14 protein-coding genes and 1 other RNA gene are annotated in these 18,626 nt (G+C 27.8%); all 15 read right to left on the bottom strand.

What is annotated here, in order from left to right:
• Positions 1–83 precede the first annotated feature (83 nt).
• The 15 genes from MSROBK_RS00075 to dnaA all read right to left on the bottom strand — a co-directional run bounded on the left by MSROBK_RS00075 (position 84) and on the right by dnaA (position 18,626).
• On the bottom strand, positions 84–953 hold the full coding sequence (locus MSROBK_RS00075; protein WP_040092418.1) for an Hsp33 family molecular chaperone HslO: 870 nt from the start codon (positions 951–953) through the stop codon (positions 84–86).
• Positions 954–1,042: 89 nt separating this feature from the next.
• On the bottom strand, positions 1,043–3,064 hold the full coding sequence (ftsH, locus tag MSROBK_RS00070) for an ATP-dependent zinc metalloprotease FtsH (RefSeq protein ID WP_040092416.1): 2,022 nt from the start codon (positions 3,062–3,064) through the stop codon (positions 1,043–1,045).
• A gap of 73 nt (positions 3,065–3,137) precedes the next feature.
• Positions 3,138–4,445 (bottom strand): tRNA lysidine(34) synthetase TilS, encoded by a 1,308-nt coding sequence (gene tilS, locus MSROBK_RS00065; RefSeq protein WP_040092414.1) that lies wholly within the window; start codon positions 4,443–4,445, stop codon positions 3,138–3,140.
• Between the two features lie 9 nt (positions 4,446–4,454).
• On the bottom strand, positions 4,455–5,177 hold the full coding sequence (locus MSROBK_RS00060) for a tRNA1(Val) (adenine(37)-N6)-methyltransferase (protein ID WP_040092412.1): 723 nt from the start codon (positions 5,175–5,177) through the stop codon (positions 4,455–4,457).
• Position 5,178: 1 nt separating this feature from the next.
• Complete coding sequence (locus MSROBK_RS00055; protein ID WP_040092410.1) at positions 5,179–6,015, bottom strand: DNA polymerase III delta subunit-related protein; 837 nt, start codon at positions 6,013–6,015, stop codon at positions 5,179–5,181.
• Positions 6,008–6,652: a dTMP kinase gene (gene tmk / locus MSROBK_RS00050; RefSeq protein ID WP_040092408.1), complete on the bottom strand. Its 645-nt coding sequence runs from the start codon at positions 6,650–6,652 to the stop codon at positions 6,008–6,010. Before tmk ends, MSROBK_RS00055 begins: the two co-directional genes overlap by 8 nt.
• Before the next feature lie 21 nt (positions 6,653–6,673).
• Positions 6,674–7,255, bottom strand: coding sequence for a recombination mediator RecR (gene recR, locus MSROBK_RS00045; RefSeq protein WP_040092406.1), 582 nt, complete (start codon positions 7,253–7,255; stop codon positions 6,674–6,676).
• Positions 7,256–7,273: 18 nt separating this feature from the next.
• Positions 7,274–9,349, bottom strand: a complete 2,076-nt coding sequence (gene dnaX / locus MSROBK_RS00040) for a DNA polymerase III subunit gamma/tau (RefSeq protein WP_040092404.1) — start codon at positions 9,347–9,349, stop codon at positions 7,274–7,276.
• A 60-nt stretch (positions 9,350–9,409) separates the two neighbouring features.
• A complete protein-coding gene (locus tag MSROBK_RS00035; protein WP_040092589.1) occupies positions 9,410–9,853 on the bottom strand; it encodes a deaminase in 444 nt (147 codons plus the stop codon).
• A 16-nt stretch (positions 9,854–9,869) separates the two neighbouring features.
• Positions 9,870–9,960: signal recognition particle sRNA small type (gene ffs / locus MSROBK_RS00030), an RNA gene on the bottom strand.
• Positions 9,961–10,078: 118 nt separating this feature from the next.
• Positions 10,079–11,350, bottom strand: coding sequence for a serine--tRNA ligase (gene serS / locus MSROBK_RS00025; RefSeq protein WP_040092402.1), 1,272 nt, complete (start codon positions 11,348–11,350; stop codon positions 10,079–10,081).
• 13 nt (positions 11,351–11,363) lie between these two features.
• Positions 11,364–13,751: a DNA gyrase subunit A gene (gyrA, locus tag MSROBK_RS00020; protein ID WP_242441462.1), complete on the bottom strand. Its 2,388-nt coding sequence runs from the start codon at positions 13,749–13,751 to the stop codon at positions 11,364–11,366.
• 81 nt (positions 13,752–13,832) lie between these two features.
• On the bottom strand, positions 13,833–15,755 hold the full coding sequence (gene gyrB, locus MSROBK_RS00015; RefSeq protein WP_040092398.1) for a DNA topoisomerase (ATP-hydrolyzing) subunit B: 1,923 nt from the start codon (positions 15,753–15,755) through the stop codon (positions 13,833–13,835).
• Between the two features lie 237 nt (positions 15,756–15,992).
• Complete coding sequence (dnaN, locus tag MSROBK_RS00010; RefSeq protein ID WP_040092396.1) at positions 15,993–17,114, bottom strand: DNA polymerase III subunit beta; 1,122 nt, start codon at positions 17,112–17,114, stop codon at positions 15,993–15,995.
• Between the two features lie 159 nt (positions 17,115–17,273).
• On the bottom strand, positions 17,274–18,626 hold the full coding sequence (gene dnaA, locus MSROBK_RS00005) for a chromosomal replication initiator protein DnaA (RefSeq protein WP_040092395.1): 1,353 nt from the start codon (positions 18,624–18,626) through the stop codon (positions 17,274–17,276).

Here is an 18,626-nt window from a genome sequence, read left to right as displayed (position 1 = left end):
TTACATTTTGCAATTAATTTTTATCATAATAATATAATAACAAAATTATTTTAATTTTATCAACTTATTTATATTTATTAAAGTTATTCTTTTAACAATCCTTTTAAGTCAGCGACTTTAATTGTATATTTTTTACGACAAAAATCACATACAATTTCAACTTCGCTATTTTTTTCTAAAATTTCATTCAATTGTTCATCACCTAATAATTTAGCTGATGCCAAGGCTTTTTCATATGAACAACTACATTCAAATGCCACAGAATCAGTTTCTAATACTTTTGCATTTTCATCAATTAATTTAAAAACATTCGTTAGATCACTTTCAGCAATTAACTTATGACTAATACTTTCTAAATTACCAACTTTTTCTTCTAAATAATCAATATCTTCATCCTTATGTTCTGGTAATAATTGTGCATAAAAACCAATTGCTTTAGCAATTGTATTGTCATCATTCATTTTAATTGAACAAGCAATTACCGATTTAATTTGTTCGCTTTGTGCTAAATAATAAGTAAAATCCAAATTAATTTCACCAGAAATCAATTCAATTTGACCAGAAAAACTATCTTTCATTCCCAAGTCTTTCATTACTCGCAAATAACCATCAGTTCCTACTACCTGTGAAATTACGTTTTTACTACGATCAATTTGTTCAACATCAAATTGTGGGTTCCCACAAAAAGCACGAACTTTATGGCCAGTATATTCAGCCATCATTGTTCCAATTGGACCATTTCCATTAATAATAGCTGTCATTTTATCAGTTGCATTTTTCATATCGCTACCAATTAAAATTGTTGCCAAAACAACTCTTGACAATGCAATTATTGCTAATGGATTGGTTTCATGTAATTTGATAATGTTATTTAGCGATTCAGTTGCATCCACAACCGTCATTTTTACATTGTGAGAATTGCTAATCGCCTTAATTACTCTATCTTTATTCATTTTATCAAACTCCTTCATAATTCTGTTCACTCTGCAATTATAGTACAACTATTTTTAAAAGTAAAATAAAGAGTAGGGTTTGATTATTCCTACTCTTTATCATCTGAATCCTTATTATTTTCTTCTTCAGGATGGTCTTTTTTACGTTCTTTTGGTTTAACTTCTAAAATTTCACCTTTTGCTTCTTTTTCTTTATGTCTAGCTGCTCGTTCTTTTTCATGAACTACTTCATCTGGTACTTTATTGTATTTATTAATATATTCAATTTGCTCAGCAGTAATTGTCTCTAATATTTTTAAGCTTTCAGCAATTAAATCTAATAACTCACGATTTTCTGAAATTATCGCTTTGGCTGTAACATAACAGTCATCTAAAATTTTACGAACTTCCGTATCAATTTTAGCAGCAACATCTTCTGAATAACGTTTTGTTGCCCCAGTATATTCGTCTTTTGGTGATTCAAATTGTACTAATCCTAACGAACTCATTCCATATTCAGTAACCATATGACGTGCAATGTTTGTTGCTTTTTCTAAGTCATCATGCGCACCAGTTGTTATTTTAGTTTTTCCAAAAATAATTTCTTCTGACGCACGTCCACCTAAATAACCAGTAATTGTTGCATATAAATTTTCTTTACTATGGAACATTGTTTCTTCTTTTGGTGTCATAATTGTATATCCACCAGCTTGACCACGTGGAATAATTGTTACTTTTTGAACTTTGCTAGCTGCTTCTAATCTTAATCCTATTAAAGCATGTCCAGCTTCATGATATGAAACAATGTCCTTGTCCATAACTGAATATTTACGTGATTCTTTTGCTGGTCCCCCAACAACACGATCAATCGCTTCATCGATAATATTAATTGTAATAATTTTTAAATTCTTACGAACACATAAAATTGCTGCTTCGTTTAACACATTTTCTAATTGTGCCCCTGAGAAACCAGGTGTTCTTTCAGCGATTCGTCTAAAATCAACTTCAGTTGAAACCGCTTTATTACGGGCATGTAATTTTAAGATTGCTTCACGTTCATTAATATCTGGCAATGAGATTTGAATTTGACGGTCAAAACGACCAGGTCTTAATAATGCTGAATCCAAAACATCAACACGGTTAGTTGCTGCCATCACAATAACTCCGGTATTAGTTCCAAATCCATCCATTTCAACTAATAATTGGTTTAATGTTTGTTCATTAGCCCCACTCCCAATTGAAACGGTTCTTTTTCGTCCAACAGCATCAATTTCATCAATAAAGATAATACATGGTGCTGCTTTTTTTGCTGCAATAAACATCTCACGAATTCTTGAAGCACCAACCCCAACAAACATTTCTTCAAATTCAGACCCTGAGATTGAAAAGAATGGTACGCCTGCTTCACCAGCAACAGCTTTTGCTAACAAGGTTTTCCCTGTCCCCGGTGGCCCTTCCATTAATACTCCTTTGGGAGCGCGAGCACCCATACTTGAATATTTTTGTGGATTTTTTAAGTAATCAACCAATTCAACTAATTCTGTTTTTTCTTCGTTAATTCCAGCAACATCTGAAAATTTAACTGTTGATTGAATTTGACGAGCTTTATTTTTCCCCATTGAAAATGGATTTGCGCCGCCCATTCCGCCACCCATTTTTGACAACCGCATAATCATAAAGACAGCAACTCCTATTAACAATACCCATGGAATTAACTGAATTAATACCGTTTGTCATACTGGTACAAATTCACGGTCAATTGAAACAAGACCACCTTTTAATTTAGGACCAAAGTTTTGATCTCAAGTGTTTTGATCTTGCCCCACTTTATAAGTATAATTGTTAAATCCTTCGCGACTTCATTCTGAACTATAACGAACAGTTTTTGAAACACCATTTTCAACATACTTAATAACCCCAGACATTACAACACTATTACGACCAACTTCCGCCTTAATGGTAATTTCATCAATGTCTTTATCGTTATACCGTTTCGAATTACCAATAGTAGTCATATTACCTTCACTAATTTTTGTTTCATCTGTTCCCTTTCATAACAGAATTGTTAAGACAATCAAACCAATAAAAATAAATGCACTTATGATCGAAAATCACATTCTTTTTTTATTCATAATCATTTCCTCTCTATATAAGACTTTGAAACTAATCTTTTTAAGTCATTTAAAATAATGACCCAATTCTAAACTATTTTATCATAAAAAAAAATAAATTGTGTTTTTCCGGTCAAGTATTATTAATAAATTTATTAATCTTTAAATCAACCAAATTGTTAACAAAAACAAGTTGATTTTGAGCATCTAAAATAAAATAACTTTTCCGAGCTAGAATTGGAATTTTATTTTTAATAAACCATCGGTTCAAAGATGTTTTTGTAACAATTACTTTTTGTAAAAAAAGAACATCATTTGTAATTGTTAATGGAAATTGGTTTGCCGCTATTTTAAAATTATAACTATTTTTTGTTCCTTGCAAAATTATTTTTTCTTTTCATTTAATTGGAAGATTTGTTATTGCTGTAACTTTAACAGTTGTTGGCTGCAAAACATTATTATTAATAATTTCAACATTATCATATGATTTAACTAAAGAATAATCATTATTAACTTTAATAATAATATTGGGTTTTGTACTTTTTAGTTCTTTAATTATTTCATCTAAAAATTTTCTTTTTTTATTACTAATTAACTGAACAAGCTTATTTATTTTAAAATAATTAAAAATAATAATTTTTTGTAACTGTACATTATTGATAGCATTAAAACTAATAACATTAATTTGTCCAAAATTATCAATTAAATAATCTTTTGCCAATAATTTTAATTTTTTATTCTCATTATTTTTTTGGTTAATTTCTAATAACATATCTTGTAAATTAATTTGTTGAATTTCATTTCGAATAATATTACGGTTATAAATTCCTAAAATATTGGTTGAATCAATTGCATAGTTAATTTGGTTATGAAAAAGATATTCAATAATCTCTTCTCTAGTTATCTTTAACATCATTCGGATTATTTTAAGTTCAGATCCCAATAAGTGCGAATGATAATAACTAATTTGGTTTAAACCATAATATTCAACAATTCCGTTCCGTTGTTTTTGTAAAATATATGTTTCAATATGATCAGTTAAATTATGCGCAATTAAAACACCATGACAGTGATATTTTTTACTAATCTGTAAAAAGAAATCATAACGAATATCACGCGCAACATTTTGAAAATTATGAGAAATTGTTTGATACTTGTCATAATCTGCTGATGTTACTTTTTTGACATAAATTTTAATATTTTGTTTTTTGCAATATTCAAGAACAATTTGTTCATCATGATCACTATCCGCTCGTTTTTGATAGTTGACTAAACAAACAATAAAATTATTAATATCTAATTCAGGATTATGATAAATGTTATCAAGTAAAAACATACTATCTGGACCACCCGAGACCCCAATAATATATTTTTCATTACGATTTAAAAGTTTGTTATCCATTTTAATCACCTATTTTCGAAATAATTTTAAAACTGTATCACTATATTGATAATCATTATTATGAACCACAATTGGTTTTTCAATAATAAGACCCTCACCGCCTTGAAAACGGGCTTCAATTAAAACATTGTTGGCTTCGCTTTCTTGAAAGGGATGAATAAATTGCAACCGTTTAATATTAAAACCATATTTAATTAATAATGCAGTAATTTCAAATAATCTTGTCGTACGATGAATTATTGCAAAATAACCACGATTAGCAATTAATTTTTTTGCTGCAAAAATAATATCTTCTAATGTCAAAGTTGTTTCATGGCGAGCAGGAACTAACAATTTGTTTTTTTCGTTTAATTTTGATTCACCAATTTTAAAAAATGGTGGGTTACATAAAATCAAATCATATTTAAAATTAGTATTTGTCTTAACATACTCGTTAATATCATCATGAACAATTTTAATTTGTGCGGTTTTTTGATTTAATAGCACATTTTCTTCTGCTAACTGCACCGCTTCTTGTTGTAACTCAATCCCAGTAATCGCTGCGGAAGTTAATGTTGATAAAATTAATGGAATCGCAGCATTATTGGTTCCAATATCAAGAATGTTTTTTGTTTTAGCATTCAAGGTTGCAAATCGTGCCAACAAAACAGTATCTAAGGAAAAAATAAACATATCTGTTCGTTGATTAATTTTAATTCCCTCATAATCTAATAAATCATTTAAAACCTTCACTTTACACCTCGTTATATAAATCAATCATTCCTTTTTCTAAAACTAATTCCTTATTTAAATTCTCTAATAATAAATTAGCAATTGTATAAGAAATTTCAATTAGTTTGGTATTTTTATCATTTAGTTTTTTAATCAAAGTCTGATTTGTAATTTCATATTTACTTCATTCTTTTCGTTTCAAAACATTAGCAATTTCTAAGAAAAGTTGATGAGACTCTAAATGATCATAACCATTTAATTTTCGAATATGAATAAAATTATTTTCTGGTGTACTTGCAAAATTTCTAAAAAAAGTTTGAATAAACTTTGTTTTAAATTCATCAATATTTAATTCATTAGTTGTATTTTCTAAAATAACATTTAAACAACGTGACTTGATTGTATCAATGACTTTTGTTTTATTTCTTGTTAATAAAAAAGCATATGTATTTTTATTAGGTTCTTCTAAAAACTTCAATAAAGAATTAGCGGCTTCTAATGTTAATAAATCTGCTCCATTAATAACATATACTTTAATTCCCGTTTGTTCTAATGCTGAATAACTAAAAGTTTGAATAATTTCTTGAATTGTTTCTTTTTTAATTGTTGTTTCAAAATCTCCCCCAATTTTTAAATCATAATAAGTTTTATTATTAATGCGTTGACAAGTTTCACATTGACAATCAGAATCTTTTTTTTCCTGACATAGTAAAAACTTAATAATTTCAGTTGCAAAAGTTTCTAACTTGATTTTATTATTGCAAGAAATTAAAAGTTGATTTGATAAATTATTTTTTAAAATTAAATTTTTAAACAATGCAATTTTTTCTACATCATTTTGTGAAAATAAATTATTCATTTTCCTTATCCTTTATTTTTTGAATTATTTCATCAACATAATAATAAACTTGTTCTAAAACATCATTAACTGACTTGCGAGCATCAACTACTTTAATTCGTTCAGAATGTTCACTAATTAATACCTGATACCCTTCATATACTTTTTCATAAAATGATTCTTGCTCCAAGTCTAAACGATTCATTTCATTTTCATTTCTAATTTTCATTCTTTCATTTGCCATTGCTGGTTCAATATCAAAAAATAAAGTTAAGTCTGGTTTTGTTGTTCCTAAGACAATTGATTGAACTTCATCTAATGTCCGAATTCCTAAACCACGAGCATAACCCTGATAAGCTGACGTTGAATCCATAAAACGATCGCAAATAACAATCGCCCCTTCTTTTAACGCTGGTAAAATATCTTCCATAACGTGTTGTTTTCGTGCAGCAATATACAATAAAGCTTCCGTTCACGGATCCATTCCTAAATTATGCTTACTTAATATAACATCTCTAATTTGTTCAGCAATTTCATTGCCCCCTGGTTCTCTTGTTAAAACAACTTGGTACCCTTTTGAACGTAGTCTTTCTTTTAGTAATTTTGAAATTGTTGTCTTTCCAGAACCATCAATTCCTTCTAATGTTATAAATAGCATTATTACCCACTCTCCCCGTTCTTAAATATCTTTTCTACCTTCTAACGCTTGTTTTAAAGTTACTTCATCAACATAATCTAATGATCCGCCAATTGGAATTCCTCGTGCTAAACGTGATATTTTCACATTAAAAGGTTGTAAGACTGTTTTTAAGTATTGTGCTGTTACTTCACCTTCAAAAGTAGCACCAACAGCAATAATAACCTCTTTTATAATTTTATCATTCATTCGAGATTCTAAGACAGGAAAAGTTAATTTATCCGGTGTAATACCATTTTTAACATTAATTTCGCCATTCAAAACATGATAAACACCATTAAAAACTTTTGTTGCTTCAATTTTTATTACATCAAAAAAATTGCTAACCACGCAAAGTTTTGTTTGATCCCGTAAATCATTTTGGCAAAATAAACAAACATTATTTTGCATTAATGTTGAGCATATTGGGCATTGATGAAAATTATCTTTTATTTCCTTAAAAACATTCTCTAATGAGTCAAATAATTCCGGCTTAATAATTAACTTATTAAAAATTCTTTCTGCCACTTTTTTGCCAACACCTAAAGTAGTATTTAATTCCATAACCAATTCTTCATAAGTCATAATTAAGTCTCCTATAAATTAATCAATTATCTTAATATTATCAAAAATTTGTTTTCCCGTCTCAAGAAGTTCTTTATGATCATCATAATTATCAATTTGTTTAACTAATAAATTTTGATAAAATTCTTCCACATCCGTTAACATTACTTCTGGTAACTTATTTGCTTGTCGAATTTTGGCATAATCATCACGAACATTATTTCATTCACTTTCGCTTAAAGCAATGATAATAAAATCAAAATCAAATGCATGGAAAATTTTATTGCGAAATTCTCAATCGCACATTTCAAAACTAATTCAATTTGCTTCTGGTTTAGTATTTGTTACAATAATTAAACCTTGTTCTGATGCGGCAGCATATTTAACATCATAAAAACTAATTAGCTTATCTAATTGAACAACTTTTCCTTTTTCGTTAATTAATTCCATAAACTTACTCTCAAACTTTTCGCGGTCTTCTTTATTAGCCTTAATTAAAATATTAAAAATTTGATTAATTGAATAATTAATATTACTAAGTTCATAAATATTAATTTTATTCTTCATATCATCACGATACTTTTGCAGATCAGTTATACCTTCTAACTCTTTCCCGTGTGGAGTTTGTTCTAATTCTGTCGGAAAACTGCTCTCCTGCTGAGAACCTTTACTAACATCAAATTCGGACACAACGTCATCAGTTACTTTTTCTGATGTTGTTGTCAATGGTTGTGACAAAGAAACATTATTTGATTCTTCATCATCAAATAATGAAAAATTACGGAATAATGGTTCTGAATTTGGTATTTTTTTTTCAGTACCCAGTTCAAGATGTTCAGCATTTTTTTCTTCAACTTGTTGCAAATTTGAAACTGCTTCAATATTTTCTTCATTATAAACAGAATTATTTTCCATTATTTCTATATTTTTGGTAATTATATCCGAATTATCTACTTTGTTATCTTTGTTTTTTTCTGTTTTAGTAACAATTGTAAGATCACTTAATTCCAGGTCATCTAAACTTTTAACATTTCTTTCAAACATTGATAACGCTTTTAATAAGATTAATTCAAAATACATTTCTTGTGTTCTACTGCTACGCATCTTTGTCGACGCTTCAGTAAATAAATCAAGTAATGTTAATAATTCTTCTACAGTTAATTTTGCTGCAAATATTTTTGCTTGGTTTTCAGATAATAAATTTAAAAAAACAAGATTCCCAGTTTGTTTATATTCAAACACTTCTTTTAAAATGTCTAATAAATTTAATGTTAAAATTTCAAAATCAGAACCAGCCTCATAAATTTTTTTACTAGTTAGTAAGACCGCTTCTGTTTTGAATTCTAAAATATCTTTTAATAATTTTAATTTAATATTTTTTGAAACTGTTGCAAAAATAATATTAACATTCTCTAACGTAATATTACGATCAGAAAACATAATTACTTGTTCTAAAATACTTAACGAATCACGAGCACTTCCATCCGCTAAAATTGCAATTTCTTTAATTGCAACTAAATCATATTTAATTTCTTCTTTTTGTAAAATTTCAATTATATTATTTTCTAACTCAACTTTAGGTATTTTTCGAAAATTATATTGTTGACAACGTGAAATAATTGTTGCTGGAATTTTGTGACTCTCTGTTGTTGCTAAAATAAAGACAACATGTTGAGGCGGTTCTTCTAATGTTTTTAATAACGCATTAAAAGCTGAATTAGTTAACATATGAATTTCATCAATAATGTAAACCTTATATTTTGCCATTGTTGGTAACAACTGAACATTATTTCTGATTTCTCTGATTTCATCAACACCATTATTTGAAGCAGCATCAATTTCAAAAACATCGACTGCTCCACCACGATTAATTTCATTACAACTTGGACAAGTATTACAAGGACTACCATCATTTAAATTAGTACAATTGATTGCTTTTGCAAATATTTTTGCAATTGAAGTTTTTCCTGTACCACGTGGACCAGAAAATAAATATGCATGTGAAAAATTATTATTATTAATTGCATTTTTCAAAGCTTTTCTAATTTCAACTTGACCAACAATTTTGTCAAAAATATTTGGTCGATATTTACGATATAATGAAATATAATCCATTTTTTTACCCCCATAACTTATAATTTATAATTTTATTTTACTCCTTTAATTTGAAATATTCTATCTTAATTGTTCAAAGAATTTTTTCATTAAATCTTTAAACACTATATTTTCTGCATTTTTTCGAACATGGTGAACTTTCATTTTTGATAAATCAAAAGTATGATTTGATTTTACAAAACCAAATTTTTCATTTGATAAATAGTAATTAATAACTTTAATTCCTGAATTAATTATTGCTCCTAAACACATCATACATGGTTCAACAGTAACTCAAATTAAACAATCACTAATTTTATTTGTTCTTTTTTTGCGACATGCATTATTTAAAGCATAAATCTCAGCATGTGTTGTAACTGAGTTTTTTGTTGTTTTGTTATAACCAATCGCAATGATTTTACCTTTTTGATCAACAACTAATGCAGAAATTGGAACATGTTTTTTCTTATATGCTCGTTGTGATAATTTATATAATTTATTAAAAATTAGTTCGCTTTCTTTCATAAACTCACCCTTATCATAAAAAATGTCATTACACATAGTCCTTAGTCTTATGGCTGCTACCTTCCGGTCCTGACCAGTTTCAAATGTAACTATTGTAATGACATAAGTAATTATAACATATAATTTTTGTTTGACTATGCTTTTATTAAAATAGTCAAATGTTTCACGTGAAAAATTTATATTGTTTGGATTTTTACCCCCTTAAAATGTTTCACGTGAAACATTTTAAGGGATAACTGTTTGTCCTTGCAAATAACTTTGTATTCTTTTAGGAATACTAATAGTTCCATCTTCATTTTGATAATTTTCTAAAATTGCAACAATTAAACGATCAACCGCTAATCCCGAGCCATTTAGCGTATGAACAAAGTTTGTTTCATTATTATCGTCACGATAACGCATTTTCATTCTTCGTGATTGAAAGTCAAGACAATTTGAACATGATGAAATTTCACGATATTTATTTTGTCCTGGCATTCATACCTCAATATCATATGTTTTTGCCGAAGAAAACCCCATATCACCTGAACATAATAAGATTACTCGATATGGAATTTCTAATAATTGTAAAATTTTTTCAACATCTAAGACCATTTTTTCTAATTCATCAAACGAATTTTCTGCTTTAGTAAATTTAACCATCTCAACTTTTCGGAATTGATGTAAACGAATAATTCCTTTTGTATCACGTCCTGCTGAGCCTGCTTCTTGGCGAAAGCATGGAGTGTAAGCAGTATGATAAATTGGCAAATCTTTTCCAGCTAAAATTTCTTCCCGATACAAATTAGTTAACGGTACCTCCGCCGTTGGAATTAAATACAAATTATCTTTTTCAATGTAATATGTATCTTCTCTAAATTTTGGTAAATTTCCTGTTCCATACATAATTTGTGGTTGTACTAAAATTGGTGTTTCAATTTCAATATACCCTCGCTTTGCGTGCTCATCTAACATAAAATTCATTAAAGCTCGCTCTAATTTAGCCCCCATGCCTTTGTAAACAACAAAGCGTGACCCCGATAATTTTGTCCCTCTTTCAAAATCAATAATATCTAGTTTTGAAGCTACTTCTCAATGTTCTTTTATCTTTGGGTTTGGTGTAACTTTTCCTCATTTTCGAACTTCAAGATTATCGTTCTCATCTTGCCCAGTTGGAACTGAATCATCTGGGATGTTTGGTGTAACTTCTAAGATTGCTCTAATTTTTTCTTCAACTTGATTCAATTGATTATCAATTATATCCATTTCCTTTTTCATTGTGACAATTATTTCTTTAATTTTTGCTGCTTCATGGTCTTTTTTTTCAGCAACTAGTGTGCCAACTTTTTTTGACTCAAGATTTCGTTGTTCTTTTAATTTCTCTGATTTAACAATAAGTTCACGGCGTTGCTCTGATAATTTTTTAACATCTTGTAGATACGAAAAATCATCTTGGCGGCGACTTAATTTTTTGATTACTTCGTCAAGATTTTCAACAACTTTTTTTTGATCTAACATTTTTGTATTCTCCTTACTCACTATTGTCTTTCTTTTTTAAAATTTCAATAACTTCTAATTTATCATCTTGATCTAATCGGATAATTTTAACACCCGACGTTGTTCGGCCAAACAATGGAACCTGTTCTAATGAAACGCGAATAACATTTCCATTCTTTGTTCCTACTAAAAGATCTTCATCTCCAACAACTGTTTGGGCAAATTTTAAGTATCCTGTTTTTTCTGTTAAGTTAATAGACTTAACACCCTTTGTATTTCTCCCCGTTAACCGGTAGTCTTCAATTGGTGTTTTTTTTGCATAACCATTCTCTGTCACAGATAACACATATTTTGCGGATCGTCCAGAACTTACCCCAATTGTGACTCCTGTTTCATCGTTAGAAATTCCCTTAACACCAACAGATTGCCGACTCATTGCTCTGATTTCTTTTTCATTAAAACGAATGACCTTCCCGATGTTGTTTCCAATAATAACATCATCAGTTCCCTTTGTAATAATAACACTTACTAATTCATCTTTTTCCTTTAATTCAATTGCAACTTTCCCTGTTTGACGAATTTGATTAAATTCACTTAACTTTGTTTTTTTAATTAATCCTTTTTTTGTCACAAAAAATAAATTATCTTGCTCTATAATTTTTTCATCTAAGGCTAGAATTGTTTGAATATTCTCCGTTTTATCAATTGCAATTAAATTAATAATTGGTAATCCTCGTGCATGTCGCGAGTAGGTTTCAATTTGATAAGCACGTAGTTTATAAACTTTTCCAAAATTTGAAAAAATCAATAAAGAATCAATACTATTGGCACCAACAATTTTTTTCAAACTATCTTCCATGTTTGCTAAACCAGTAATTCCTTTTCCACCACGATTTTGTAATTTAAAAGTATCATCAGCAACACGTTTAACATAGCCATCCTGGGTTAACATAATTAAAATATCTTCACGACGAATTAATTCTTCCGGATCAATTTCAGTTAATTCTTCTTTAATAATTTGGCTACGACGTTCATCCCCATATTTTTTCTTAATTTCAACTAACTCATTAATCATAATTTCAATTTGCTTTTCACTATTATTAATAATTTCTTCTAACGCTATAATTGCTAGTTTAATTTCACTAATTTCGTTATTAATTTTTTCAATTTCCAAACCGGTTAAACGTTGTAAACGCATTTCTAAAATTGCTCGTGCTTGTTCAGTAACTAATTTAAATTTATCAATTAAAGCTTCTAAAGCAATCTGTGTTGTTTGTGATTTTTTAATGATGGTAATCACTTCGTCAATGTGATCAAGCGCAATTTTTAATCCTTCTAAAATTATTAATCGATTCTGATTTTTATGTAATTCAAACTGACTTCGTTTAACAATAATGTCAATTTGGTGTTCAACAAAATATTTTAAAATTTGTTTTAACCCCATTACTTTTGGTTGGTTTTTATATAAAGCCAAAATATTTAACGAAAAATTAGTTTGTAATGGTGTTAATTTATATAATTTATTTAAAATAACATTTTCTTGAGCATCCCGTTTTAACTCTAAAACAACACGAACCCCTTCCATGTTTGATTCATCACGAAGATCAGAAATTCCATTAATAATTTTGTCACGGACTAATTCAGCAATTCGTTCTAACAATTTTGCTTTATTAACCTGATATGGAATTTCAGAAACAATAATACGACGTTTATTATTATTTTCTTCAATATCAATTTTTGAACGAATTGTAATTGTCCCATTCCCTGTTTCATAAGCTTTAATTAAACTATTTCCGGCAGTAATTAAGGCTCCTGTTGGAAAATCTGGTCCTTTAATAATTTTCATTAATTCAACAGTTGTAATATCGCCATTTTTTGTCAATGCAATAACACCGTCAATTACTTCATTTAAATTATGGGGAGGAATATTAGTTGCCATTCCAACAGCAATTCCACTTGCCCCATTAACTAGTAAATTTGGAAAGTAACCTGGTAAAAAAGTTGGTTCTTGTTCACTACCATCATAATTATCAATAAAAATGGTTGTTTCTTTTTCAATATCTTTAATTAGTTCACCAGCAATTTTACTCATTCTTGCTTCAGTATACCGCATTGCCGCTGGTGCATCACCATCCATTGATCCAAAATTACCATGACCATCAATTAAAGGATAACGATAAGAAAAATCTTGTGCCATTCGCACCATTGCTTCATATACAGCAGTATCACCATGAGGATGATATTTCCCAATTACTTCCCCAACAATTCGTGCTGATTTTTTATGTTGTTTATCATACGTCATATTTAAATCTCACATGGCATAGATAATTCGCCGATGAACTGGTTTTAGACCATCACGAACATCAGGAATTGCACGTGAAACAATAACTGACATTGCATAATCTAAAAAACCATTTTTCATTTCATCAGCAATATCAATATCACGAATTTTACCATCATAATCATATGTATCATTATCTAAATTCAATTTGTTCACCTCCTCTTAGACATCTAAATTCTTAACATATTTTGCATTCTCACGAATAAATTTTTTACGTGGTTCAACATTTTCTCCCATTAATTCATTACAAATTAAGTTTGCTTCAAATGCATTATTAACAGACACTTTTAATAATAATCGTCGTTCTGGATCCATTGTTGTTTCTCATAATTGTTCGGGATTCATTTCCCCTAATCCTTTGTAACGTTGAATCGTATAATTTTTAATATTTTTTGCTAATAATTCTTCTTTATAAGTTTCTAATTCATTATCACTATAAGCATAACGAATATTATTCCCATTTTGAATTTTATATAATGGTGGTTGTGCAATATAAATATTCCCATTTTCAATTAAATCTTTCATATAGCGATAAAAGAATGTTAATAATAAAATTCGAATATGAGCGCCATCAACATCAGCATCAGTCATAATAATTACTTTTTGATAACGTAGTTTTTTTTCATTAAAATTATCTTTAATACCAGCCCCTAATGCTGTAATAATAGAATTAATTTCATTATTTTCAAAAACTTTTATTTGCTTTGCTTTTTCAACATTTAATATTTTTCCTCTTAATGGTAGAATTGCTTGAAATCTTCGATTTCGGCCAGACTTTGCACTTCCTCCCGCTGAATCTCCTTCAACAATATAAAGTTCAGCAATATTAGAATCTTTTGTTTCACAATCAGCTAATTTTCCTGGTAAAGAAAAACTATCCATTACTGTTTTTCGACGAGTTGTTTCTTTTGCTCGTTGTGCCGCAATTCTTGCTTTTAAAGATAAATTTATCTTTTCAATAATATTTTTAGCATCTTCGGGATTTTCCAATAAATAACTATTTAACCCTTTCCCAACAATATTTGACACAATCTTTTTAACTTCACTATTTCCTAATTTTGTTTTTGTTTGACCTTCATATTGTGGATCAGGATGACGAATTGAAATAATTATTGTCATTCCTTCTTTTACATCATCTCAAGTAAATTTATCTTCACTTCCCTTATTATTTTTATTAATATTTTTAAAATAATGATTTAATTCTCGCACAATTGCTAATTTAATTCCCTCTTCGTGCGTTCCTCCCTCGTGAGTATTAATGTTATTACAAAAAGAAAAAATATTTTCAGAATAATTATCATTGTATTGTAAACCAAATTCAACAATAATATTATCTTCAATTCCTTCCACATAAAAAACATCATTTAATGGTGCTCCGATTGTTTTATTTAATTCTAAAACATAATCTTTAATTCCATTATTAAATTGATAAACAACTGATTTTTCTTCATCTTCTTCTCGTAAATCAACTAATGATATCTCTAACCCTTTATTTAAAAAAGCTAATTGTTTAATTCGATTTTGAATTGTTGAAAAACTAAAAATTGTTGTCTCTTTAAAAATCTTTTCATCTGGTAAAAAAGTAACTATGGTTCCAGTTTCATTAGTTGGACCAACTTCTTTAATTGGTGTTAAAATTTGACCACCAATATGAAACTCCATTAAATATTGTTTATTATTTTTTTTAATCTCAATTTTTAAATATTTACTTAAAGCATTAACAACACTAGCTCCTACTCCATGTAAACCCCCAGAAATTTTATAAGTGTTTGAATCAAATTTTCCTCCAGCATGTAACACAGTAAAAACAGTTTCTACCGTTGAAACTTTTGTTTTGGGGTGAATTTCAATTGGAATTCCTCGTCCATTATCCGTAATTGTAATTGATTCATCTTTATTGATTATAATTGTAATTTTATTAGCAAAGTTGGCTAATACTTCATCAATAGAATTATCAATAATTTCTCAAACTAAATGATGTAAACCTCTTACATTAGTGGCCCCAATATACATTCCCGGACGTTTACGAACTGCCTCTAAACCTTCTAAAACTTGAATCGAACCTGAATTATAATTATCACTCATATAATTTTCCTCATTTCTGTTCAATTTTATTTTACCATTATTACCTAATTTTAGGGTTAAATTATCAAATATATTTTAAAATATATTAAAAAAATATTTTTTTATTTTTAGTGTCTAATTTTACCCTGTATAAACTTATAAAATAAAAAAAAATAAAAGGTTAAGTTTTTATTTTTAATATAACTTAACCTTTTATTAATCTTATTTCCTATCATTTAAATTGCTTTTTTCTAATTTTTAATATAATCGAATTGGTAAAACTAATTGTTGTAATGAATCATCTTCATTTGCTGTAATAATTAATGGTTTTGTTTCATCAATCATTTTAATAGTAATTTTTTTTGTTCTAAATGCTTTTAAAGCATCTAAAATATATTTTGAATTAAAAGCAATTGTTTGATCTGAACCTTCAACTTTAAATTCTTTAATTTCCTCTTCGGTATTTCCAATTTCTTGAGTAAATGAAGTGACTAAAACTTTTTGTTCTTTAATTTTTAATGTTACAATTGTTGTCATTGCTTCATTTGATAAAACACTAGCTCGTTCAATAATTTTGATTAATTCACGATTATTAATTGTTAATGAAGTATTAAAATCTTCTGGAATAACTTTACTTGTGTCAGGATATTTTCCTTCAATAATTTTTGTTTGGACAACTGTATTATTAATAATAACACTAACTGATTTATCTGTAATTTTCATTCTAATTTCTTGGTCATTTTCTGAAATTAATCGTCCAATTTCATTAATAAACTTTCCTGGAATAATAACATCAAAATCATAACTATTACTATAACTAATTTTTTTATATGACAATCGGAATGAATCAGTTGCTGTAATCACTAATTGCTTATTATTTTGATCAGTTTTAATATTTAAACCATTAAAAACAATTTTTTTTTCTTTTTCTCCAATTGCAAAACTTGTTTGTGAAATAATTTCTTTTAATAACGCACTAGTAAAAATTACCTCTTTTCCTTCCGTCTCAAATGATAAATGTGGATAATCAATTGCATTTAAAGTATTTAAAATTGAATCAAAGTTATCTGCTTTAATTTTAATTAAACTACCTTCTACTGCTTCTAAGGTAATAAATTCGTCTTCAATTTTACGAATAACTTCAATAATAAATTTATTTTTTATTAAAACATTTCCAATTGATTTAATAACTAAATCATTTCCTACCAATATTTCTGATTTTATCGATGTATCACCATCAGAAGTCGTAAAAGTTATTTTATCTTTTTTAACTTCAATTAAAATTCCTAATAATGATGGAATCAATGTTTTTTGAGAAATTATTCGGCTTACTTTTAATAATTCATCTAATATTTTATCTCTTTTAATGCTTACAATCATTTTGTTACTCCTTACTAAACATTTAACATATATAAATTATATACTATTGTTAAAATTGTTTTTTATTTATTATTATTATAATGTAGAAAATGTGGAAAACTTTATGAAATTTTGAATAATATATATTTTTCTTAGAAAAAAACGGTGGAAAACATTGTGTTATTTTCCTTCAATTTTCTTACGAATTGTATTTATTAAATGTTTAAATTCTTTGTTTGTTGCAATTTGTGATTCAACTTTTTTAACACTATTCATTACTGTCGTATGGTCTTTTCCACCAAACTCAGTTCCGATTCTTGTAAAAGGATCATCTAATAATGTTCGACAAAAATACATTGCTAATTGGCGAGCTTGCATTACATTACTAACTCGTGATTTACTCATCATTGCTTTAACAGTAATATTATAATTATCAGCAACAATTTGTTTAATTTTTTTAGGGGTAATTTTCTCATTATTTTGTAAAGGAACATTTTTAAAGGCTTTTTCAACGTCAACTAATGTAATAATTTCATCTGGTTTTTTATTCATAACTGCTAAAAATAATAAACGCTTAACCGCCCCTTCTAACTTTCGAACATCACTATTAAAATTTAAGGCAATAAATTCTAGTGATTCTTCAGAAAATAATGCCAAGTTATTTTGGTATTTTAATTTTTGTTCTAATATTTTAAGAGCAGTTTCAAAATCGGGTGAATCTAAACCAATACTTAAACCATATGAAAAACGTGAAATAATTCTAGCTTCAAATCCACCAAGATCATCAGGATATTTATCGGAAGTAATAACAATTTGTTTGTTTTTTTCAATATATGAATTAAAAATATGAAAAAATAATTCATTTGTTTTATTTCGTTTCGCTAATAATTGAATGTCATCAATTAGTAAACAATCATAAATATCATATGATGTTTTAAAAGCTTCAATGATTTCATGACCCTGATTTAAGATATCCATTGCAATTTTTCCAAACTCATTAGCTTTTAAATATTTAACACGGGTATTTGTTTTATAAATTTCATTTACTTTATTTTCAATGGCATGTAGTAAATGGGTTTTTCCTAAGCCAGAATCACCATAAATAAACAGTGGATTTCATTTTTTTCCCAAATCTAAAGCAACAGCCAATGCTGCTTGCATTGCTTCACGATTAGAATCACCACGAACAAAGTTTTCAAAAGTATAATTTTCATAATAGTTACTATTATTGTTTTCTTTTAAAGTATCAATATTGTTAATGACAGATGCTTGTTTATTAATATTTTTTTCTAATTCAAAAGAAATGTTATATTCGATCCCCGTTAGTTTTTTTAAAATATTTTTAATTTTATCATTTAAGCCTGCTTCAAAAACCCCAATTGCAATTTCTGATTTTGTTGTAATTAAGCAATTATTGTCAGATACAGTATATAAATTAGTATCACTAATGTAATAATTGTAAATTTCAGGTGAAACTGATTCATCACGGGATAGGATGTCTTTAACCTCACTTCATAATTCTTTTGTGTTCAT

The organism is Spiroplasma poulsonii (assembly GCF_009866525.1).
Lineage (GTDB): Bacteria > Bacillota_I > Bacilli_A > Mycoplasmatales > Mycoplasmataceae > Spiroplasma > Spiroplasma poulsonii.
This window is presented reverse-complemented; position numbering and strand designations above follow the sequence as displayed.